19 protein-coding genes are annotated in these 23,211 nt (G+C 36.7%); 5 read left to right on the top strand and 14 right to left on the bottom strand.

The genetic code is table 11. From position 1 onward, the window contains the following. Positions 1 to 85: 85 nt before the first annotated feature. Complete coding sequence (locus HMPREF1639_RS06095; RefSeq protein ID WP_036764463.1) at positions 86 to 853, bottom strand: peptidylprolyl isomerase; 768 nt, start codon at positions 851 to 853, stop codon at positions 86 to 88. 147 nt (positions 854 to 1,000) lie between these two features. Next, entirely contained in the window at positions 1,001 to 1,453 is a 453-nt protein-coding gene (locus tag HMPREF1639_RS06090) for a hypothetical protein (protein ID WP_052045438.1), read from the bottom strand. Between the two features lie 257 nt (positions 1,454 to 1,710). Here HMPREF1639_RS06090 and HMPREF1639_RS06085 point away from each other — a divergent pair, with 257 nt between their 5' ends. Beyond that, entirely contained in the window at positions 1,711 to 2,175 is a 465-nt protein-coding gene (locus HMPREF1639_RS06085; RefSeq protein ID WP_036764461.1) for a hypothetical protein, read from the top strand. Positions 2,176 to 2,426: 251 nt separating this feature from the next. On the opposite strand, the gene HMPREF1639_RS06080 is transcribed toward HMPREF1639_RS06085, so the two are convergent. Both HMPREF1639_RS06080 and HMPREF1639_RS06075 read right to left on the bottom strand, forming a co-directional pair. Further along, a complete protein-coding gene (locus HMPREF1639_RS06080) occupies positions 2,427 to 2,882 on the bottom strand; it encodes a CBS domain-containing protein (RefSeq protein ID WP_036764459.1) in 456 nt (151 codons plus the stop codon). 250 nt (positions 2,883 to 3,132) lie between these two features. Continuing rightward, on the bottom strand, positions 3,133 to 3,333 hold the full coding sequence (locus tag HMPREF1639_RS06075) for a cold-shock protein (RefSeq protein WP_036764458.1): 201 nt from the start codon (positions 3,331 to 3,333) through the stop codon (positions 3,133 to 3,135). A 254-nt stretch (positions 3,334 to 3,587) separates the two neighbouring features. Here HMPREF1639_RS06075 and HMPREF1639_RS06070 point away from each other — a divergent pair, with 254 nt between their 5' ends. After that, positions 3,588 to 4,412 carry a pyridoxamine kinase gene (locus HMPREF1639_RS06070; protein ID WP_156955956.1) on the top strand — a complete coding sequence of 275 codons (825 nt, stop codon included), beginning with the start codon at positions 3,588 to 3,590 and terminating at the stop codon, positions 4,410 to 4,412. A gap of 207 nt (positions 4,413 to 4,619) precedes the next feature. On the opposite strand, the gene HMPREF1639_RS06065 is transcribed toward HMPREF1639_RS06070, so the two are convergent. Both HMPREF1639_RS06065 and HMPREF1639_RS06060 read right to left on the bottom strand, forming a co-directional pair. After that, complete coding sequence (locus HMPREF1639_RS06065) at positions 4,620 to 6,521, bottom strand: glutamine synthetase (protein ID WP_036764456.1); 1,902 nt, start codon at positions 6,519 to 6,521, stop codon at positions 4,620 to 4,622. 146 nt (positions 6,522 to 6,667) lie between these two features. Continuing rightward, entirely contained in the window at positions 6,668 to 7,624 is a 957-nt protein-coding gene (locus tag HMPREF1639_RS06060) for a galactose-1-phosphate uridylyltransferase (protein WP_036764454.1), read from the bottom strand. A gap of 276 nt (positions 7,625 to 7,900) precedes the next feature. On the opposite strand from HMPREF1639_RS06060, the gene HMPREF1639_RS06055 reads away from it, so the two are divergent. Beyond that, complete coding sequence (locus HMPREF1639_RS06055) at positions 7,901 to 9,100, top strand: pyridoxal phosphate-dependent aminotransferase (protein WP_036764452.1); 1,200 nt, start codon at positions 7,901 to 7,903, stop codon at positions 9,098 to 9,100. A 150-nt stretch (positions 9,101 to 9,250) separates the two neighbouring features. Further along, complete coding sequence (locus tag HMPREF1639_RS06050; protein ID WP_036764451.1) at positions 9,251 to 10,063, top strand: undecaprenyl-diphosphate phosphatase; 813 nt, start codon at positions 9,251 to 9,253, stop codon at positions 10,061 to 10,063. 170 nt (positions 10,064 to 10,233) lie between these two features. On the opposite strand, the gene HMPREF1639_RS06045 is transcribed toward HMPREF1639_RS06050, so the two are convergent. From HMPREF1639_RS06045 to HMPREF1639_RS06035, 3 genes are all read right to left on the bottom strand, one after another. Further along, positions 10,234 to 12,015: a UvrD-helicase domain-containing protein gene (locus HMPREF1639_RS06045; RefSeq protein ID WP_036764449.1), complete on the bottom strand. Its 1,782-nt coding sequence runs from the start codon at positions 12,013 to 12,015 to the stop codon at positions 10,234 to 10,236. 120 nt (positions 12,016 to 12,135) lie between these two features. Further along, entirely contained in the window at positions 12,136 to 13,674 is a 1,539-nt protein-coding gene (rny, locus tag HMPREF1639_RS06040; protein WP_442956600.1) for a ribonuclease Y, read from the bottom strand. A 187-nt stretch (positions 13,675 to 13,861) separates the two neighbouring features. Then, the gene (locus tag HMPREF1639_RS06035) at positions 13,862 to 15,487 is read right to left on the bottom strand and encodes a M3 family oligoendopeptidase (RefSeq protein ID WP_036764445.1); all 1,626 of its coding nucleotides are present in this window, start codon (positions 15,485 to 15,487) and stop codon (positions 13,862 to 13,864) included. Between the two features lie 205 nt (positions 15,488 to 15,692). On the opposite strand from HMPREF1639_RS06035, the gene HMPREF1639_RS06030 reads away from it, so the two are divergent. Continuing rightward, on the top strand, positions 15,693 to 16,775 hold the full coding sequence (locus HMPREF1639_RS06030; protein ID WP_036764443.1) for a PTS transporter subunit IIC: 1,083 nt from the start codon (positions 15,693 to 15,695) through the stop codon (positions 16,773 to 16,775). A 145-nt stretch (positions 16,776 to 16,920) separates the two neighbouring features. Here HMPREF1639_RS06030 and HMPREF1639_RS06025 read toward each other — a convergent pair whose 3' ends face one another. The 5 genes from HMPREF1639_RS06025 to alaS form a co-directional block, all read right to left on the bottom strand. Further along, positions 16,921 to 17,370, bottom strand: coding sequence for a Fur family transcriptional regulator (locus HMPREF1639_RS06025; RefSeq protein ID WP_036764442.1), 450 nt, complete (start codon positions 17,368 to 17,370; stop codon positions 16,921 to 16,923). Between the two features lie 104 nt (positions 17,371 to 17,474). Next, positions 17,475 to 17,891 carry a Holliday junction resolvase RuvX gene (gene ruvX / locus HMPREF1639_RS06020; protein WP_084572479.1) on the bottom strand — a complete coding sequence of 139 codons (417 nt, stop codon included), beginning with the start codon at positions 17,889 to 17,891 and terminating at the stop codon, positions 17,475 to 17,477. Between the two features lie 17 nt (positions 17,892 to 17,908). Beyond that, entirely contained in the window at positions 17,909 to 20,188 is a 2,280-nt protein-coding gene (locus HMPREF1639_RS06015) for a hypothetical protein (RefSeq protein WP_036764438.1), read from the bottom strand. A 7-nt stretch (positions 20,189 to 20,195) separates the two neighbouring features. Continuing rightward, a complete protein-coding gene (locus HMPREF1639_RS06010; protein ID WP_036764437.1) occupies positions 20,196 to 20,456 on the bottom strand; it encodes an IreB family regulatory phosphoprotein in 261 nt (86 codons plus the stop codon). Positions 20,457 to 20,473: 17 nt separating this feature from the next. After that, a complete protein-coding gene (gene alaS / locus HMPREF1639_RS06005) occupies positions 20,474 to 23,110 on the bottom strand; it encodes an alanine--tRNA ligase (protein ID WP_036764435.1) in 2,637 nt (878 codons plus the stop codon). Positions 23,111 to 23,211: the final 101 nt, after the last annotated feature.

The raw sequence follows: 23,211 nt of genomic DNA, 5'->3' as shown, positions 1-23,211 counted from the left end.
GTAAATTTACAAAAACTTCATAAAAACACAATAAGAGGGACGAATCCCCCTTATTAATATCAAGCATAAAATTTAAAATTATAGATTACTTTTCTACTCCCTTTATAGTTAAGATGTCCTTGTACTTTTCAGTCAACTCTGTCATCTTAGCTAGGAAGGCTTCGTTCTGCTTTTTGAATGCAAGAGACTGTTCTACATCCTTTTTGCAATCTTCATATTCTAATTGTCTAGCTTCCTTACGCTCATCAACTAAGATTAGGTGGTAACCAAACTGAGTCTTTACAGGAGAAGATACTTTTCCAACAGGCATAGTAAAGACAGCTTCTTCAAATTCTGGAACCATCTGACCTCTACCGAATGTACCTAGGGCGCCACCATTAGACTTAGATGGGCAAGAAGAGTATTCTACAGCTGCATCTTCAAAAGATATTTCCTTCTTGTTTATCTTCTTTTCTATTTCTAAGGCCAATTCTTCATTATCTACTAGGATATGTTTAGCGCTAGCAGATTCATCTTCCTTGAATTCATCCTTGTTCTCTTCATAGTAGGCTAACTTTTCATCATCAGTTATTTCAACTGCAGCCAAACAAGCATTGATAGCGTACTGCTTCAACATATTTGCCTTTACTAATTCCATTTCATTTACAAATATATCATCCTGATCCATCTTCTTTTCTATTGCATCAAGATAGAACAATTCCTGGTTTATCATGTCAGCCAAGATTCTCTTTCTTCCTTCTTCATTATCGAACTGCTGTCTCTGATATCCATCTAAGCTAGCAATAGCAGCTTCAAGGTCTTCCTGAGTTATAACTTTGTCGCCAACTTTAGCTAAAAAATCTAATTCTTCCATTTCGTCCTCCTAATAATTTCTATTGTCTTACATCTAGTATCATAGCATTTTTTATGACTTATGTCCATATATATCTGCTATTAGAACCCTTATTTAAAAGTACAAATAATGTTTTGCATATAAATATTATTAATCACTTCAAAACATTTAATAAAAATATGTCATTATCAGCAGTAATACACCTGTCAATAAACCTACTACACCTATGTCATTTTTCTCTCTTCTCAATAGATTCCAAGATATTATCATAGTTATAATTATAGTACCTATCTTGATATAAAGCCAGTTAATATCGACAGGAACCATTATAAAACTGTAAAGGGAAACCAAATAGCAGGTAGCCATCGATAGGGAAAATATAAAGTACCACCACCTCTTGTCTCTTTTAAACAAAAAGAAAACTAGCAATAGAAATATAAAGAGAATATCCAGAACACCATAAATCTTAAAAAGTATTGTGTTGTAATTTTCTACTGTTATAACCGTCCACTTATACCAATAAACAGGCCAGAATAAGAGACTGACCAACCTAAAGTACATCTCAATAAAACCTATTTTTTCTTTTTCTTTCTTCTTTTTTTTCAAACTATGTCTAGACACCTATACCACACCCTAATATATTATATACATATTATATACAAAACTTTATTCTCAAACCAATCTACACCCTCATAGTATCAAAATAGGCCCTCTATAGTCAAGTTTCAATCTTAAAATTTATCTCTGAAAAAATAAATTCAAATTAATGAAATCGCATAATATTTACATTATACCTTTTATTTTCCAACAATCTATGTTAAAATAGTATAGTATTTTTATATATTATTTTAAGAAATTATAGGAAACGGAGGCTAATTATGGGCATAAGAGATAGATTTGCTGACCAGTATGCAAGACAGAAGACTATGACTGGTCCTGAAAAAAAGGCAAACGACATAATCGGAAAATTAATGATGAAGAAGGCTATTATTCCAATCGTAGCAATGGTAGTATTGATAGTTATAGGAGTAGTTGCAAAGATTCCTTGGTGGGCACTTTTAGGTTTAGAAATTCTAGCAGCAGTGGGTGGATACTTCTACTTAAAGAATGAAGGTAAGAAATACCAGGAATTTACTCCTTATGTGGGTAATCTTATCAGCCTTGAGAAAAAAGGCAAGGACGGTCATACAGTCCTAATCAAGCAGGGAAAAAAGCCAATCAAGCTAGACCTTAAGTATGGTGGTGAAGACCTAGAAAAGTTAAAGAAAAATACATTGGTACAGATTACTTACAATCCAGTAGGTAAAATCGGTGTAGTCGTTACAAGAAATAATATGAAGTAATCTTCATATGAATTAGGTCTCATACCTTCTAAATATTATTTAAATCCAAAAGACTCAGTACATGTAGCAAGTACTGAGCCTTTTTTATATTATATGTTAGTATCTTCAAATACTACATTGTCAATTGCCATTGCAGCTACTAGGCTGGCTGAAAGCATAGTTGCAATCATTGCACCGGTTACCATTTTCTCCTTATACATAAAATCCCCTCCTTATTAGTTAGCTCTACTATAAAAGCGTACTTCAGTTATCTACTTAACGGACAACTTTCTAGCATGGAAAAAGTCCTTCATATATCCCTCATCGTTCTTAATCTTGTCATAGGCATAGGATATTACATCTCTTCTCTTTATTATGCCAATAAATATATTAGAATCATCTATGGCCGGAACAAAGTTTTGGCTAATCAAGATATGCAATAGGTCCTCAACATTTGCATCCACCTTGGCTGTTATATTAGTAGACCTCCTAGGTACATCCATAATATTGGTAGTCTCCATCAACCTATCATCAAAAGAAGACTGCTGGTAAAGATACCACAACAAATCTCCTTCTTTAACTGTTCCTATATAATTTCCCTCAGCATTGATAATTGGCACAGAAGAAAACTTGTGCTCGTTTAACGTCTTCAAGACTGTCTTTAAATTATCCTTGTCGCTTACACTTACTACATCTTTTTTTGGCGTAATGAAAAACATTATGTTCATAACCAAACCTCCTAATATATTTAAAATCATCTTTCTATATCCATTTTGAATAAATATATTTATTAATTATAGATTTTTATTCCTTTTAGAATATTTTCAACCTATCCCTACTTTTAAGTATAACATTTTTTTACAGAGATATCTAGTAAATTAAAAATTTACATGAAAAATGGACCAACTATGTTGGTCCATCAATGTAATCTTGATAAAATTCTTTACTTAATATATGTTTTATATCTTAAATCTCAAATTATATTCTTGTTACATTCGCAGCCTGAGGTCCCTTTGTGCCATCTACGACTTCAAACTCAACCTTCTGACCTTCTTCTAGAGACTTGTATCCATCTCCCTGAATTGCTGAGAAATGTACAAATATGTCATTTTCTCCTTCAACTGAAATAAATCCAAATCCTTTTTCGTTGTTAAACCATTTTACTGTTCCGATTTTCATTAACTTCCTCCTAAAACTATGAACCACTTTCTTTTCGTGATTCACTACTCTCTAACAATAACATACTTATGAGTTTAAGTCAATAAAAATGATAGAAATATTAAATATTTTTTTACAATTTTAAAATTTTTCATACATTCCATACAAGTATTATTTTTTTCTCAAAATATAAACCACCCCGCAGTATTTTTAGACATTAGATTATATAGATGATATAATAGTTATTGAAAATATATTTAGAACGGAGAATTGCTATGCAGAAAAAAATTGCTTGTATAAATGATATTTCTGGTATAGGTAAGTGTTCACTCACTGTTGCCCTGCCTCTTATTTCAGCTCTAAAGTGCCAGTGTTGCCCGCTGCCTACATCTGTATTATCTAGTCAAACTGGATATCCAAAGTACACATTTGTAGACCTTACATCGTCAATCCAAGAATATATCAAAACTTGGCAAGATCTTGGGCAAAAATTTGATACCATCTATAGTGGTTTTTTGGGATCGATTGAACAAATCAAGTTGGTTGAAAATTTAATAAATTTAAACCCAAAAGCCCTAGTTGTTGTGGATCCTGTACTCGGTGATTTAGGAACTATGTTCCCTATTTTCGACAGTGACTATGTTTTGGAGATGAAAAAATTGGTGTCAATGGCTGATTTAATCACACCTAATATAACTGAGGCAAACCTATTGTTGGGACTAGATTCTAACTATTTCGACTATAGTGATACCGACCTAAAAAACATTTGTAGGGACCTGGCTAAACAAGGGCCTGGTCTAGTTATAATTACAGGCTTCCTCGTTGATGGGTATATCTATAATGTATCATATGATGCGCATACTGATACTATGGCCAAGATCGGCAAGCCATACAACAAGATGAGTTTTAGTGGTACTGGAGATATATTTACTTCAATAGTTACTGCCCTTATCACTAGGGGCTTTGATATAGGTCATAGTTGCCAGGTTGCCACTGATTTTATATATGAAGCAGTAAACTACACTGCTAGCCTTGATGGAATAGATAGAAACGATGGAATAATGTTTGAAGACTTCTTAGGAAGACTTTGCCAAATATAATATTCGATTAAAGTAAAAAATAAATGGAGGTCACATATTTACACGATAGACTTATCACTTTCTTAGAACCAGAGTCTAATTAACAGATGATAGTCTATGTAAGGACATGTAACCTCCATTTTCTACTTGTGCTTTTTATCCTAACTAGATTATTTAAATATATTTTAAGCTCTCTATCTAACTTGGGCAGGTCTTAGGAAGCTCTACTTATAAAATATTTTTCCTATAATTAACATACAATTGCTGGACTTCCTCCATCTTTTTTTTGGCCTCTATCTGTAGGTCGGAAGCCTCCTTGTAGTTACCGATATCTATGGCACTCTTTATCATTCCATAGATTGATGGACCCTTTAGGGTATTTTTCATAAGGTCATATTTAATCTGCTCTATGGCATCCCACATTACTTCATCTATGGCATCCATATTATCATTTGTGTGCAGCTTTACAAAGGATGTCAAAAGCCTAATATTCCTATCTATTATCCTTGATGATAATTTCTTTTTCCACTTGTCAAGTGAACCAACCTTGAAGGAATCTATAATTGCATCGGTAAATACTGCACCCTGTGTCAATGACTTCAACTTGTCTGGATATGTTTCAAATGCAAGCATAGCCTCATATACAGTTGCTGGTGGTTGACCAAACCTACTATTCCTTTCTTCAAGTGTATAGTAGTTGAATACATTATTTTCATCCCTGTAAGCCCTACCCTCTTCTAGGTAGAATCCCTTGTCACTAGGAGACTTTGACAACTCAGCTTCCAATACCTTAGTATCAAACTGACCAGCCTCTGCGACTGCCTTAATACCGTCCAACATAGTCTGGTAGCAACCAGCTATTACCAAATATTTATTTGATAGTGGGTTAGGTGATCTCAACTCAAACCTCAATGATTTTGGTTTTTCTATATCCCTGATCAGACCAACTAAGACAGACCTGTTCCTAGATGGTGTATCATATGTATGACCTAGTGATGTAACTACGCATACAGGTGCCTCAAAGCCTGGTACCAACCTATTGAAGCCATCATTTGTATTAGTAACTATTGGAGCTAGTACCTCATAGTTCTTCAGCATACCCATCAAAGACGCATAGCCTATAGGGCTCAAGTAATCCTGTCTTAGGTCCTTAGGTGCAAATAGATTGACAAAACTTCCATCTTTTAGCTTGACCGCCACACTGACATGGGCATGGGCACCACTACCTGCTACACCATGAATTGGCTTGGCCTTGAAACTGACCTCCAAACCACTTGATTCAAATATATCATATACTATTTCCCTTACCAATAGTTCATTATCTGCTGCCTGAAGAGGCGTATTGAACTTCCAAGAAATTTCAAGCTGTTCCATGGCGTGATTTGTAGAACCCTTTATATTTATAGAACTGTGGATACCTCCAACCTCTTTGTGGGCCATTTCCGGCTCCAACCCATAATTTTCTAAGGCTATAAGACACTTTTCCAGACAAGTTCTAATTACTCCATGCGTCCTCTTCCAATATTGCTCTTTCAAACTCTGCGATACGAATAATTTTTCCAAGTCAGCCTTGTCTTCTGGCGTATTAACCCAGAATTCCAATTCAGTAGCTGATGTTAATTCAATACTTTCTATATCATCCGGACTGTCAATGTTCGTGTTTTCTAGAATTTGAGGATTATTCTTTATTATATCACTTATGCTATCCTTAAAATATTTATCCGCTCTTTCAAGGGTACCCCTAGAACACACCTTCTTGTTATCGTGTATTAAAAATGCAGGTATTTTCAAGGTTCCAACCGGACAACCAGTCTCTTCATCTATAAAATCGTGATTATAGTCCACAAACCATACCGCATCTAGGTCAGCCTTTAGGTCTACTTTGGCATTGTTTAGAGTGGCTATATTATAAAGCTCAACTGAAGATCCATCAGTCTGTATAGACGCATTCAAAAATTCTTCGACATCTTCCAAAACCAACTTAACTGGTATCTTTTCATCAGTGGCATTACCACCTAGGTCTACACCCATCAGTGAAACAAACTTTATATATCTATTCTCCTCAAGTATCTTCTTTAATCTTTCACTTGAATGATCTTCTTTTTTTATATAGTACAGTAAACTTGACATATTTCCTCCTAAAATATATGAATTATTATTGAATAACTCCATTTAATATTCGCATTTTGTTTTTTTACATTATATATCAACTTGTAAATAATTTCAAGTAAATTGAGTCAATTTATCTCAAAAACTAACTTAAAATATAATACCTACTAGTAAAATCTTAAACTTGCTGCCAACTCTTCTGGATCTGTGCCACACACAAATAAGTTGGTACTAAGTTCAAATCCTCCAAAATTAAACTTTCTAGGTATAATATGAAAATGCGTCCTAAATACGTCATCATAGTCACCACTCAGAGGATATGTGTGTATAATTACATTAAATGCAATCTCACCGTCATTATACTCTTCCCACTTCTTAAAAAGTTTCTTGTATATATATGATATTTCACCAATTTCATCTTGACTCCACTGGTCAATCTTCTTTTCTTCTTTACATATTATTCTTATTTCACCATTATATCTAGTAGCTTGGGGTATAAACACCAAAAATTTTTCTCCGTTATAGACCAATCTCTTGGCATGACTAATCTCACTTTCTACTATATGATCATATAAATTCTCATGGTGATGCTCCATATAGGATCGTGCTACTTTTAGTTCCTTGATTATCTCAGCAGGTATAAGGTTAAAAGATACTATCTGTGAATGTGGGTGCATAAGTGAAGCTCCGGCATCCCTCAAAGAGTTCTTAAATATATTTATATACTCAATCCCAGACCTGGATGATAAGCCCTTATAACGATCTATATACATATCAAAAACATTGCTGAACTCCTGAAGAGACATATTATAATAGCTTCCATTATGCCTGTATGTCTCGACTACGACCTCGTGCTCTCCAAAAATATGTTCTGTTTCCAAATCAATTATAGGAAATTTATTTTTCACAGACTTGGCTATCCATTCTCCATCCTCTTCTATAAGATAGGTAGGTATATCATTTAAGTGCTCGTTTCCTCTGCAAAACGGACACTTATCACTGTTTATTTTTCCTTCATCTTCCTCTTTTTTATTAATTTTGACAGTATCGTGTGGTCTCTTATTTCTGTAGCTAGAATATATAATCAAATCACCTGTTATCTGGTCTCTTCTCATCTCTTTCATAACTTCACCTCATATTAGCTTTCACAATAATCTATTAGCTATATTATATACCATATAAGGCTTAATAAAAACCCACCTCTGATAAAACAAAATCAATAAATTATAGTTTTTATGGCCTTTACAAACATAATCCTTAGTCAAAACCTCTAAAAAAGCCAGTATCACTTTGTTAAATTATAAATATATTCAATAATTGTTTATTTTCTTCTACTTTTGTGTTATATTATTCTTGTGTAAGAAAACGTTATTAACTTTTAGATATACAGGAGGAAAATTATGAAATATTCAAACAGAGTTGGTTCAATGCAGGCTTCACCAGTAAGAAAGCTTGTTCCATATGCAACAGCAGCAAAAAAAGACGGTGTCAAGGTTTATCACTTAAATATTGGACAGCCAGACATCAAGACTCCAGAAGGTTTTATGAAGGCTGTCAGAGAATTTGATGAATCTGTCCTAGCTTATGCAGATTCAGTTGGTTCTGAAGAGTTAGTGTCTGCTATGATAGACTACTACAAGACTTATGATATGCACTTTGAAAATGGTGAAATCTTAATAACTAATGGTGGTTCAGAAGCCCTACTATTTGCTATGCTAACACTTTGCAATCCTGGTGAAAATATACTTATACCAGAACCTTTCTACACTAACTACAACGGTTTTGCAACTTGCGTAGACGTTAAGATAAATCCTATTACTACAAGAGCTGAAAATGGCTTCCACCTACCAGCTAAGGAAGAAGTTCTTAAGAGCATTGACGAAAACACTAGGGCTATCCTACTTTCAAATCCTGGTAACCCAACTGGTGCTATTTATACTCTTGAAGAGATGCAGATGCTAGCAGAAATAGCTATAGAAAAAGACCTATGGATAATAGCTGACGAAGTATACAGGGAATTTGTATATGATGGATTGAAGTATACTAGCTTTGGTAACCTAGAAAATGTTGAGGACAGGGTAATAATTGTTGACTCTGTGTCTAAGAGATACTCTGCTTGTGGAGCTAGAATAGGCTCTCTAGCTTGTAAGAATAGGGACTTCATAGCCCAAGTTCTAAAACTTTGTCAGGGAAGACTATGCGTACCTACACTAGAAATGGTTGGTGCAGCAGAATTATACAAGACACCAAAGTCTTACCTTGAAGAAGTAAATAAGGAATACTGCCACAGAAGAGATGTCCTATACGATGCAATCATGGAAATCCCTGGTGTTGTTTGTGAAAAGCCAACAGGAGCCTTCTATATGCAGGTCAAGCTTCCAGTAGAAAATGCAGAAGACTTCGTAATCTTTATGCTAAATGAATTCAGACACAATGGTGCAACTACAATGGCTACACCAGCTGAAAACTTCTACGCTACTCCTGGACTAGGAAGAGATGAAGTGAGACTAGCCTACATACTTAATGCTGATGACCTAAAGGCCGCTGCTGAATGCATGAAGCTTGGTCTAGAAGCCTACAAGGCTGCTGGCCATAAGTAAAACTACATAGATACAATTATTTTTTTCCCCCAGCCAGATTTAAGTCTCCTGGGGGACTTTTTAATAAAATCTTTATAAGTCAAATCATTGATTTATAACCTTTCTTGTGGTACTATTAGTAGTAGAATTTTACAAAAGGAGGATGTATTTTTGTTAGAAATTTTTAAGGCGGTTTTCCTCGGTATTGTCCAGGGAATAACAGAGTGGCTACCAGTCAGTAGCACGGGACATATGATTTTGGTCGACCAGTTCTTACACCTGGCAGGCTCAAAGAAATTTATAGATACCTTTTTAGTAGTTATACAGTTTGGATCCATATTAGCAGTATTAATCCTATATTTTAATAAGCTAAATCCGTTTTCAAGCAGGAAGAGTCCAAAGGCAAAAAAGGCTACTTGGGACCTCTGGATAAAGGTCTTGATTGCCGTATTACCATCTGGTATCATAGGAGTACTATTCGAAGATCAGATAGATCAAATCTTTTTTAAACCTTCTGTGGTAGCAGGAGCCTTGATTATATACGGTGTAATTATGATCTGGATAGAAAACAGGCACAAGAGACCTCAGATTACAAAATTTAGTCAGGTATCATACAAGACGGCTCTTTTGATAGGCTTATTCCAATGCCTAGCCCTAGTACCAGGTACTTCTAGGTCAGGCTCAACTATCATAGGTGCTACCCTAATCGGTACATCTAGGTTTATAGCTGCAGAATTCTCATTCTTCCTAGCTATACCAACTATGTTGGGTGCCAGCCTGTTAAAATTATTGAAGGCAGGCTTTGCATTTACAGGCTTTGAATGGTTTGTAATGTTTGTAGGTTCACTAGTGGCCTTTATTGTATCTGTCATAGTTATCAAGTTCTTTATGTCATATATCAAAAAGCACGACTTCAAGGCCTTTGGTGTTTATAGAATTATCCTAGGTATAATCGTATTTTTATACTTTGCAATATTGGGATAAAATAAGTAAAAAAATAACTGGCCACTTGGACCAGTAAAGATAGAAGAGGTTTAGCTCCCACCTACATATGGCGGTATGCTAAACCTCTTTTAATTTATTTGTCTATTTTATCCTCATTATTATCTCTTATAAAACGCTTGTATTTTACTAACATTTCCAGCTAGATCTATTTAGTCCATCAAAAGCTTGAATATATCACTGGAATCCCTATCATATGATACTATGATTGACAGGTAATTCTCTACCCTTGTCATGGCAGTATATACCTTGTTGAGGTCACCCACGAAGTCATTTACCTGGTAGTCCTGGTCCTCTGCATTGACCTTGTGGTTGTAGAGCATCTCTAGTTCACATATAATAATGGCCTTGTATGACAGGGACTTTATCGAATATATGTTGGAAATGGTAACACCTGTCTTTGGCGTAAGATTGGTAACAGTGTCATCTGCATACATATAGGCTATATCTGCATCTTCCAATGACTTTCTCAGCATATACTGGAAGTATATCATCTTGCCATTCTTTAATTTTTTCTTATTAAATGGGTAGACAACTGCTATGTCCTCTGGCTTAAATCCACAATCCTTTATAAGGTGCTGGATCTCCCATATAACAGAATGTATCTGGTCATCTAGGTCATCAACCTTTAGTATGTTTACATTCATACCACCCTTGTATATGGACTTGGTCTTCATAAAAATTGTACTGGAGATATTGTCCCTCAGGGACCTTATATAGTCATTTGACCTATCACAGAAGCGATTGATAAAGTCAACTACTTCTTCAGACTGTCTATAATTCTTTTCCAAGAAAAGTTCATCTTCATACTCTATGTCTTCCTTAATCTTACACTTGTATATATTGAGACTATTATTTATATTATATGACTTGCAGACATTCACATTAAATACCCTCTTGCTTGAGTACAAGAATTGGTATATCAGCTTGATATCGTCTTCATTCATATTCTCTGCTTCATCAATAAATATACCCTTAAACATCTTCTTATTCTTGACAGAATTATCCACCTGCTTCATGATATTAGCAAAGGCCTTGTCATAGTGACTCTTAACTAAATTATAGTCTATTACCAGATTGTTTATCTTGGCAAGCTTGAATATAAATGAACTAAATGTGTATACCATTATATTTTCTGTATCAACCTTTAATATGTCCAAGAGCTCAATATACTTATTGACCTGTTGTTTTGTAAAGGTTAGTATCAAAAAATTGTGGTGGGGGTATATCTTGGATAACTTTATGACCCTACCCATCATAACAGCACTTTTACCTGTTCCAGATCCACCTAGGATAGCATGATTACCGTAGTTGGCCGAAGCTATATTTACTATCTGTTCGTCATCCATCAGGGCAAACCTATAGTCTAGATACTTATCATGAAAGCTGATTTTCTTTAACTTGTTGCTTGTATTTACACCTGTAGTAAAAGCAAAATATTCCGTGCAAATCCTCAATAGGTACATTGAAAGGCTAATTTCATCATTTGCTTCTTTTAGATATTGGTCAAAATTTATATCATCTTCAGTTATCAACTCTTTTACTCTTGATCCACATATAATATTTTCTTTAACAAAATCATCCATACCATATGTGTCCTCTATATAATCTATATATGGCATTACAAAAACGTAGTTATAGGCAATTTGTGGGAAATATCTAGACATGTTTTCACACATCAACTCAAATTCTTCCTTCATTATCTCAAGAATCTCTTCATCCAAGAAAGAAAATAAGTCTTCTGTAGTATCCATAAATTTTATAAACAGAATTTTATTATCTTTTATGTATAGCATGTCTGTATTTACCCCCTTAAAAGGCACTACCTTTGGAAGTATAAACACCTTGTCATCTACATTATTGTAAATAAATTCCTCAACCTTTTTTAGTTTTAGAGCGTCAAGATTTGAAACTATATTTGTGAACTTTTTCAAAACCAATACCTCCCATTTAATAGTAAGAAACAAATATACTTGTTTCATTATTATACCATATAATTTAACTTTATACACAAAAAAGGAACCTCTTGGTTCCTTTTTTAATCTCACAATTGCTTATTTTGCGTAATCAGTAGCCCTTGTTTCCCTAATTATACTTACCTTGATCTGACCTGGATATTCTAGTTCTTCTTCTATCCTCTTAGTCATTTCTCTAGCCAATAAGTGCATTTCTTCGTCACTTACTGAATCTGGCTTAACCATTATCCTGACCTCTCTACCTGCCTGGATAGCAAATGATTTTTCTACACCCTCGTATGAATTAGTTATTTCTTCTAGCTTCTCAAGTCTCTTGATATAAGCTTCAAGAGTCTCTCTTCTCGCACCTGGTCTAGCAGCAGAAACAGCGTCTGCAGCTGTAACCAAGACAGCCTCAACTGTCTGTGGCTCATAATCACCATGGTGGGTACTCATTGCGTGTATTACATCCTTTGATTCCTTGTACTTCTTCAATAGGTCCATACCTATTTCTATATGTGTACCTTCTATCTCGTGGTCAACAGCCTTACCGATATCATGCACCAAACCAGCCCTCTTAGCTAGCTTGACATCTGCACCAATTTCCTCTGCCATGATACCTGCGAGTATAGAAACCTCAACAGAATGCTTCAATACGTTCTGACCATAACTAGTCCTGTACTTAAGTCTACCTAGTAGCTTGACAAGCTCTGGATGAAGACCGTGCACGCCTGTATCAAACATGGCCTGCTCACCAGCCTCCTTGACGATGTTTTGGACTTCTTTCTTAGCCTTTTCAACCATCTCTTCAATTCTAGCTGGATGTATTCTACCATCACTGATCAAGTTCTCAAGAGCAATCCTGGCCACCTCTCTCCTAATTGGATCAAAGCCTGATAGGATTACTGCTTCTGGAGTATCGTCTATTATCAAGTCTATACCAGTCAATGTTTCCAAAGCCCTGATATTTCTACCTTCTCTACCAATTATCCTACCCTTCATTTCATCATTAGGTAGGTTAACTACTGATACAGTAGTTTCAGCAACATGGTCTGCAGAACATTTCTGGATAGCATAGCCAATGATTTCTCTAGCCTTCTTCTCAGCTTCTTCCTTGGCCTGGGCCTCCTTTTCCTTTATCATCAGAGACATCTCTCTTCTGACATCTCTCTCTGCATTAGAAAGTATGATTTCCTTGGCTTCCTCTGTCGTAAAGCCTGATATACTCTCCAATTTCTGCTGTTGCTGGACCTTTATTTCCTCTACTTCACTTTCTTTTCTCGCAACTGCCTCATTTTTCCTCTGTAGGTTCACTTCCTTCTGCTCTAAAGACTGAATCTTCCTATCTAGAGTCTCCTCTTTCTGTAAAACTCTCTTTTCATATTTCTGTACTTCGTTTCTTCTTTCTTTGTTCTCTTTTTCGCCTTCAGTACGTAATCTATGAATTTCTTCTTTAGCTTCTAGAAGTTTTTCTTTCTTCACAGTTTCAGAATCCCTGTTCGCCTTTTCAACAATCTCCTTGGCAAGATTTTCTGCCTGGCCGATTTTGGCTTCAGAGATATTTTTTCTGATAACATAACCAATTAATAGCCCTAGTAATACTGCCACTATAGCAGTTATTATTATATAAGGTATAATTGCGTCCACCTCCTTTGTCTTATTCTGTTTTCAAAGTTCATTTTCATTCAATATTCGTTTATTCGCATATTAACAAAAATTCCAGCTTTCAAATCATAAATTTTTGTAGGGATATACTCCCACACTCCATTTTATAATCTTTTTAATTTTTTGTCAAGTCAAACATCATTGTCCTATTTTACCTAATTTAATTAAAAGGATTATCGATATTTGCAACTTTTACTAAATTTAAAAATGAATACTTGCCACCTAACTTACATATCTTTATATAATCCTCCCAAGCCAGCTTATAATCTTCTTGCATTTTTTTATAAAAATTCAAGGCACAAAGTTGAGCTAATACATAATCTATATAATAAAATGGGTCCTTGAAGATATGCCCCTGTCTAAACCAGTAACCTCCCCTATTGAGAATATCCAAATCCCTATAATCCCTATAAGGAAGGTATTTCTTTTCTAGCTTCCTCCAAGTGGACTTCCTCTGGGCTGGGCTCATATCTGGATTTTTATATATTTCATGCTGGAAATGGTCTACCAGACACCCATACGGTAAAAATTTCACTGCAGATGCATAATGGTAGGTCTTGTACTTTTCAACATCATCACCAAAGAAAAGGTCCATCCAGGGATAGGTGAAAAATTCCATACTCATTGAATGTATCTCACAGGAATCCAATGTAGGGAATATCAATTCTGGCATTTCTATATGTCTAGACATATACATCTGGAAGGCATGACCTGCTTCATGTGTCAAGACATCTATATCGTCCACAGTACCATTAAAATTGGCAAATATAAAAGGCATCTTGTATTCAGGCAGGACTGTACAATATCCTCCCATGGCCTTATTTTCCCTTGCCTCTACATCAAAAAGGTCATTTGAAGTCAAGAAATCAAAAAATTCCTTGGTTTCTTTTGACAGGCTAGAATACATACGTCTGCCGGACTCAAATATTTGACTGGCATCTGCCTTGGGTTGTGCATTACCGTCAGGAAATTCAACCTTTTCACATAAATAGTCAATCTTATCCCTGCCTATTCTCTTGGCTTGGTCATGGTAGAGGGCCTGGGCCTTTGGTCCATAAGTATCCAATACCCTTTCCCTCAAATCAGCCACCATATGCCTATCATAGTCAGTTCTCCGCATCCTATAATATCCTATATCAACAAAGGAGTCATAACCCATTTTAAGGGCCATCTGGTGCCTTATTTTAACTAGTCCATCAAATATATTATCGAAGTGTTCTTCATTTTCTTCAAAAAAACCAGTATGTGCCCTTATTGCATCCTCTCTCACTGAATCATCCAGAGACTCCATATAGTAGTTCATATCTGATAGGTTGCATACCCTACCATCAAAATCTATCTTGGCTGATGCTAAAAGGGCCGTATAATCGGACATCAACCTGTTTTCCTCCTGCAAGAGACCTATTATATCCTTTGAAAAGCTCTTAACCTGGCAGACCATCAAGCTATAAAATTGTTGACCGTACTCCTCTATTATTTCGTCCTTGAAATCTATAAGCAAAAGAGTCTGGTAAAAGTTATAGTCCAGGTCCTGGTAGAGTGGTCCATATTCATCCCAGTACTTATTTTCCTCCACATAATAGTCATCCTTTGTATTTATAGAATACTTTATGGCAGCTACTTCCTTCATAGTTTGAAGGTGGACCCTAGTCTTGTTCAAGCTTGATATTATGGACTTGATTTCCTCGAAGTCCGTACTTGACCTTATCTTTGAATTTGCTTCCTCGTATACTTTTTTGACTGAATCATAGTCGATCCTTTCATATTTTATATTATTAAAATTCATATAAAAACTCCATTCATTTAAAATTCTCAAGATAAATTATATATTAAAAATTAAATAAACTCAACACACCCCTCCTATATGTCCCTATTTTGTCCTATCTAATTCTTGCTTTTGAGGTTAATCCAATATATAATATATATGTGTATATACACTAATATACATTGTATTTTCATAAATATTACTAAATTATCGGAGGTAAATTAATATGTCAAAAAACAAAGATTCTTTGGCCTGGAGATTATTCGATAGATACCTGATACAGGGCCTAAACGGTATGGCCTTGGGCTTGTTTTCAACTCTTATTATCGGACTTATTATTAAGCAGATCAGCGGTATCTTTACAGGTGGCATAGCTACATTCCTACTCACAGTAGCTGTAGTAGCCATGTCTTTAACTGGGCCAGTCATAGGTATAGGTGTAGCCCATGCCTTGAAATCACCTAAGCTGGTTATTCTAGCATCTAGTGTGACAGGACTTTTGGGTGCCTTTGGAGGATCCTTTTCAAATGGGCTTCTACTTAGTGACAAGATGCAACTGATCCTACCCGGTGCAGGAGACCCTCTAGGTGCCTTTATAGCCGTTGTAGTCAGCGCTGAAATCGGTCGTCTAGTATCCGGCAAGACCAATGTAGATATTATCATCACACCACTGGTAACAATCCTTACAGGTGGCATGGTAGCCTATTTTGTAGGACCTTACCTGGCTATGGCCATGGCAAGTCTGGGAGAATTTATACGTGTATCAACAGAGCTACAGCCATTCTTAATGGGTATAGCAGTATCTGTCCTGATGGGTATCATCTTGACACTTCCTATTAGTTCTGCAGCCCTTTCAATAATCCTATCTCTTTCTGGTCTGGCAGCAGGTGCCGCAACAGTTGGTTGCTCAGCCCAGATGATAGGCTTTGCTGTTATTAGTTTCAAGTCCAATGGCTGGAATGGACTCTTGGCCCAGGGCTTGGGTACATCCATGCTACAGGTACCAAATATAATGAGAAAACCTATTATATGGTTGCCACCAATTGTGGCCAGCGCTATCTTGGGACCTCTTGCTACCCTAGTATTTAAAATGCAGAACAATCCTGCTGGTGGTGGTATGGGAACATCAGGACTAGTAGGTCAGTTGATGACATGGCAGACTATGTCTGGTCAGATGAACAAGCTTCACCTACTAATTATAATCATACTTCTACATGTTGTACTGCCTGCTACATTGTCACTTCTAGTGGCAAATATAATGAAAAAACGTGGCCTTATCAAGGACGAAGACTATAAATTAGACCTATAAAATATTAATCCTATAAAAAAACCATGACTATCGGAGGTTAAAACTTACCTACCAATGTCATGGGCTTTTTTATTTATTGAGTTTCTTGTTAATATTAAATTTCATTCAAATCTGATTTTCTAATATAATCACTTTCTACTGACAACTATTTATCCTTACAATTGCTACAAAGTCCATAGAACTTTAGGTCGTGGTCCTTTATCTGGAAATTGTAGTTATTTTCCACAGTAGCCTCTATAGAATCCAATAGGTCTTCCTTAACCTCTATGATAGCGCCACATTCTCTACAAATCAAGTGATGGTGATGATGTGTATCCTCGCCTTCAACGTTTATTTCATACCTGATACAACCGTCATCTAGGTTCAACTTGGATATACCATTAATCTCATCAAGTAACTGCATAGTTCTATAAACTGTAGCTAGACCTATTTCTGGGCAGTTCACACGAACCTTGTCGTATATCTCTTCACTACTCATATGTGAGCTTTCATTGTTTATCAATACTTCGATTATAGCCCTTCTCTGTGGTGTAATCTTAAAACCTGTTGCCTTTAATTTTTCTTTTAGTAATTCCATTGTGTTGTTATTTTCCATTTTATCGCCGTCCTTTTCAATTGATAACTTTCTTACATTAATAGTATATCAATTCTCAAAAAATGTCAATAGAAAAATGTTTTCTATTGACACTTTAAGCGAAATTAAATTGAATCAAGATAACCTTGCAAGATTAAGACAGCTGCCAGCTTATCTATGACCTTTTTTCTATTTTTTCTGCGGACATCTCCCTCTATCAGCATCCTTTCTGCTGATACAGTTGTCAGTCTCTCATCCCAGAACTTGATTTCCAGACCTAATTCGTCTTTCATAAGGTCACAAAACTTCATAACCTTCTCTGCCTGGGGACCGATAGTCCCATTCATATTCTTAGGCAAACCTGATACTATCAGGTTTACCTGTCTTTCCTCTATTATTTGCCTTAAGGCTTCTATATCCTTTTTTTTGCTGGACCTCTTGATCGTAGTGACACCCTGGGCAGTCATACCCATCAGGTCACTGACAGCGACACCTATAGTATTGTCGCCAATATCAAGCCCCATTATTCTTCCACTTAACACATCTACACCTACTTATCCTAATTAATATACTTGTCTTCTTTTTGATTGAATTTGTTTATCAATATTATTATGATAGGTATCAACAAATAAATCGAATCTGTAGCCGCTGCTATTATACCTGAGTCATTCACCAATAAAGTGACTAGGCAACCGACAACTATTGCTAGATATCCATCATAGACTATCTTGTGGCTCTCCTTCATATAGGAGAAGTTCCTATTTGGTCTAAAGATTGTAAATCCTAGTATTAATAAACCTATCAATAGGATATTTACCCATACTGTTGTCTGGGCCAACTGTATATTCATATCAATTTTTCTAGCAAATACTGTAAATATCTCCATTGGACCATTTGCTAGCACCTGTCTTATAAAGTTACCAAGGTGAGAACCTAACCCCAACATTATATCAGCTGCGGCAAAGACTACTACAATTAAACCAGAAACAAGTACAACTAGGATAGACTTTTTGAAGTCTATTTTCACACCAAATATCATTAATACAAAGGCTATATAGGCTATTGATTCTGAAATGGCCCCACCTACATTGGCCCCCATACTCGGATAGGCTGATGTAATCAAAACGATAAATAAGAAGATAGCCACCCAAGCTTTAGGTATCTTTTTATACTCAAGCAATATGGCAAGACCCAATATTGCACTACCTATAGTCGCCCCTTCGTACTCATTTCCTACCCCGTAATACCTAGCTCCTATCATAGGGTCATAGCTCATTATATTACTCTGCATCAAAGGTGTTGATATTACAGAGTCTATAACTATCAAAAGTATCATGAGGATAGAATAAAAACCGACCTGTTTCAAGTCATCACCCTTAAAAATCTTACTGCCTAGTATATACAGTAAGACAGTCATAAATACTATGGCTAGGGCAATCTGCACCTGGCTACCTGGCCTTAATATTGGGGCTGACAGGAAGGCTAGTGGCATTATTAGACCCAACTTAACCATTTCCTTTAGGAAGTTTAGTATCTTCTTTTTGTGCTTCTTAGGCAGCTTGTCCCTCTGCCATAGGGCAAGGGCCCCTAGTATCCAAGATATTGATATTACAGCTACATATATGTTTATGATAGACATCCTAATAGATGATATAGCTATAATTTTCTTGTACTCCTTGGCCATATAGTCATCCCTATTGTCCATAGGCTTGTTTGTTAGGACACGCCCTACCATTTCAGGGTTCTTTAGGCCGAACCTATTTAATATATCTACACCCAGGTCTAAATTTGCAAAAATACCCTTTCTTCTAGTAGTAGATGACATGAGTAGCCCCTTACTAGATTCAGACATATCAAACCTAATTAGGGGAGCCAATCTCCTGTTGTTGGCATAGTCTAAATTGCTAGGAAATGAACCCATTATATATATTGTGTCATTTGGGCCAGCCATATCAAAGACATATTCCAAGTAATTACTAATAGGCTTGTATATCCTGTACTTCATCCTAGTATAGGTCTTCTTGTTCAGGTTGACCTTGTACTCATCTAGTCTATAGGTATCACCTAGGTTTACCATCAAAAAATCCGACTTTTTGTAGTAGTTTTGAGTGTCTTTCTTCAACCTATCGTAGTCAGTAGATATACCAAAGGGGAAGGTCTGGTCCTTTTTGTTTATAAGGTCTACATTTCCGTCGGCAATCCTACCCCTGCTGTCCATAACCATAAGGGCAAAGTCCCTATTTCTTATTTCTTGACCTGTGTTCATATCAATATAGTCGCTATTGCCTAGAACAGCCACCTTTTTTCCGTTAGAGACTAGTGTATCTCCTAGATAAGCCAATTTTGACTTGAATTCACCCTTGGTCTGGTTGTACTGGTCTACGTTATTTACCCCCAGCATATTTATCTTCTTAGGAGATTGACTTGTAGCATACCTGTATAGGTTTTTGCCCTCAAACTGGCTAAAGTTCACAGGTGTATCAGGCAGGATATTAACCCTACCTGTTGCACCCATACTAGCATAGTTTCTTCTGTCATCGTAGCCCTTGTCACCCCTGATATTCATCATACCTAGGTAGCCACTCTTTTCTAACCTGCCAGCTAAAAACTTTATATTTTTTAGGTTTTCGTAATTTGTCCTATTCAAGTCAATAAGTATTACCTTGCCCTTGTTCTTGGCAGTATTGTTATCGGCCTTTGGATCAATTTCTCCCCTAGTCATTGCCCGCTCAGTAGCAAATACTGATTCCTCTTTTTGGGAAGCTTCAGCAAGTCCAGGACCTACTAGTCCAAAAACCATGACTAGGCAAACTATCAAGGCCAAACTTTTCTTAAACATATAACTCTTACTCCTCTATATGCAAATATTTAGTTATTACTTCTTCTAGAATTTCATCTCTTTCGAACCTCTTGATAGCGGCTCTGGCATTCTTGTAGCTAGTAATGTAACTTGAATCACCTGATAGGATGTATCCTATTATCTGGTTGACTGGGTTGTATCCCTTTTCTATTAGAGCGTCATATACATACTCTATAGTCTGGGCTACAGTCATCTTGTCCTGATTCAAGGTTTCAAATTTCACTGTGTATTCTAAATTTTTTTCCATAAGTAACCTCCTTGCTACTATTTAATCTGTGACTCAACCACCTTATGGGCACTTGCTAGAGCCTGGTCTACCATAGTCTTGTCACTTCCGCCGGCCTGGGCCATATTAGGTCTACCACCGCCCTTACCTCCAGCGATTTTGGCAACCTCTCTTACTATATTGCCGGCATGGGCACCCTTCTCAATAGCATCCTTACTAGCTGTTGCTACAAAGTTGATTTTATCACCAGCTACATTTGCTAGGACTACAACACTTGTACCCAACTTATCTCTTAGGTTGTCTGCCACCTCTCTTAGGGTATCCATATCCATATCTTCGTATTTTGCTGTTAGAAGCTTGACTCCATTTACATCTATACTATCATCTAGAGCATTACCAGCATTTTGCATACTCATCTTAGATTTTAGATCATGTACTTCCTTCTCTAGCTGCTTGTTTTCATCAACTATTGAAGTAGCCCTAACAACTAGGTTATCTTCCCTTGTCTTCATTATATCACTAATGTTGGCAATTAGCGAATCTTTTGCAAGTAAGTAGTGGTATACAGCCCTGCCTGTTATAGCTTCAATCCTTCTAACGCCAGCAGCAACTCCACCTTCTGATAAGATTTTGAACATACCTACCTGGGCAGTATTATCTAGGTGGGTACCTCCACATAATTCTACTGAACAATCACCCATCTTTACTACCCTTACTTCTTCACCGTACTTTTCTCCAAATAGGGCCATAGCTCCCATAGACTTAGCTTCATTTATATTCATAATTTGAGCAGTAACTGGGTGAGATTCTAGGATAAATTCATTTACCATAGCCTCTACCCTGGCAATTTCTTCCTTGGTCATAGCCTCAAAGTGCGTTATATCAAACCTTAACCTATCCGGCTCAACCAATGAACCCGCCTGATTTACATGGTCTCCAAGGACTTCCTTTAGGGCCTTGTGTAGTAGGTGGGTAGCTGTATGATTTCTAGCGGCATCCATTCTTAGGGACTTGTCTACCCTTGTCTCTACCTGGTCACCTAGGCTAAATGCTCCACTGACAAGCCTACCAATGTGCTTGATGCTTCCGTTAGCCCCTTTTACAGTATCCTCTACTTCAAATAATCCCCTATCACTTGCTATCTGCCCCTTGTCGCCAACCTGGCCACCGCCGTTTGGATAGAAACTAGTTTGGTCTAGGATTATGGCTGCCTCTATTCCCTCTTCTATAGAATCGGCCAAGGCATTGTCAACTACCATTGCCTTTATTTTTGAAGTCTTAACTAGGTCATGGTAACCTTCAAAGCTTGAGCTAGCATCTTCTAATGATGTTAGAGGGTCTTCCTTCCAAGCATCGCCTTCCCTGTTACCTCTAGCTGCCCTAGCCCTATCCTTCTGGGCCTGCATTTCTATTTCAAAACCTTGAGTATCTGCCTTTAGACCTTCGTCTTCTAGTATTTCCATAGTAAGGTCTAGAGGGAAACCAAATGTATCATAAAGCTTGAAGGCCTGCTTACCTGAGATCGTATCTCCACCAGCGGCTACTAACTCTTCAGTGTATGACTTCAAGATTTCTAGACCCTGCTCAAGAGTTTCACCAAACTTTTCTTCTTCTATACCTATTACCTTCTTGATATAGCCCTTCTTTTCTATTAGCTCTGGATATGCATCTCCACAGGTCTCAAATACTACATCCACAATGTCATTTAAGAAGTTGCCCTTGATAGCCAATAGCCTACCGTGACGAGCTGCCCTTCTCAATAGTCTCCTAAGAACGTAGCCCCTTCCTTCATTTGATGGTAGTATTCCATCTCCAACCATAAAGGCCACAGACCTGATATGGTCAGTTATAATTCTTACAGACTTGTCCTTCTTAGCATCCTGTCCGTATGTAATTCCTGCCAATTGACATACCTTATTCAAGACAGACTTTATAGTGTCAACCTCAAATATAGTATCCACGTCCTGCATTATACAGGCCATTCTTTCTAGACCCATACCAGTATCTATATTCTTATGGTCTAATTCTCCATAGCTACCGTCTTCTTTTCTATCAAACTGAGTAAATACTAGGTTCCAGAATTCCAAGAACCTATCACAGTCACAACCTGGCTTACAATCTTCGCAACCGCAACCATACTTTTCTCCCTTGTCAAAGTATATCTCTGAGCATGGTCCACATGGTCCTAGGCCTATTTCCCAGAAGTTGTCATCCTTGCCCAGCCTAACAATCTTGTCCTCAGGGAAGCCTATCATATTTTTCCATAGGTCATAAGCTTCATCATCACTTTCATATACTGTCACCCAAATTTTTTCTTCTGGTATTTCAAGCCACTCAGTTATAAATTCCCAAGCCCAAGTAATGGCTTCCTTCTTGAAATAATTTCCGAACGAGAAGTTACCCATCATCTCAAAGAAGGTAGCGTGTCTAGCTGTCACACCTACATTTTCTATATCTCCTGTTCTGATACACTTCTGAACTGTTGACATCCTGTTCTTTGGTGGTATCTCTACACCTGAAAAATAGTTTTTCAATGGCGCCATACCTGAATTTATCAACAACAAAGACTTGTCATTGCTAGGAATCAAAGAATGTGACTTTGCTATATAGTGCTCCTTTGATTCAAAAAACTTAGTAAACCTACTTCTGATCTCGTTTAATCCCAACTTTTCCATAACTTTCCTCCAAATAAATTATTTTTATCCTACAGGACCTGACTCCCAATCGAGTAGGGAGGACTTTCTCCTCCCTCTCACACCACGGAGCGTGCCGTTCG

Source organism: Peptostreptococcus sp. MV1, assembly GCF_000758885.1.
Taxonomy (GTDB): domain Bacteria; phylum Bacillota; class Clostridia; order Peptostreptococcales; family Peptostreptococcaceae; genus Peptostreptococcus.
This window is presented reverse-complemented; position numbering and strand designations above follow the sequence as displayed.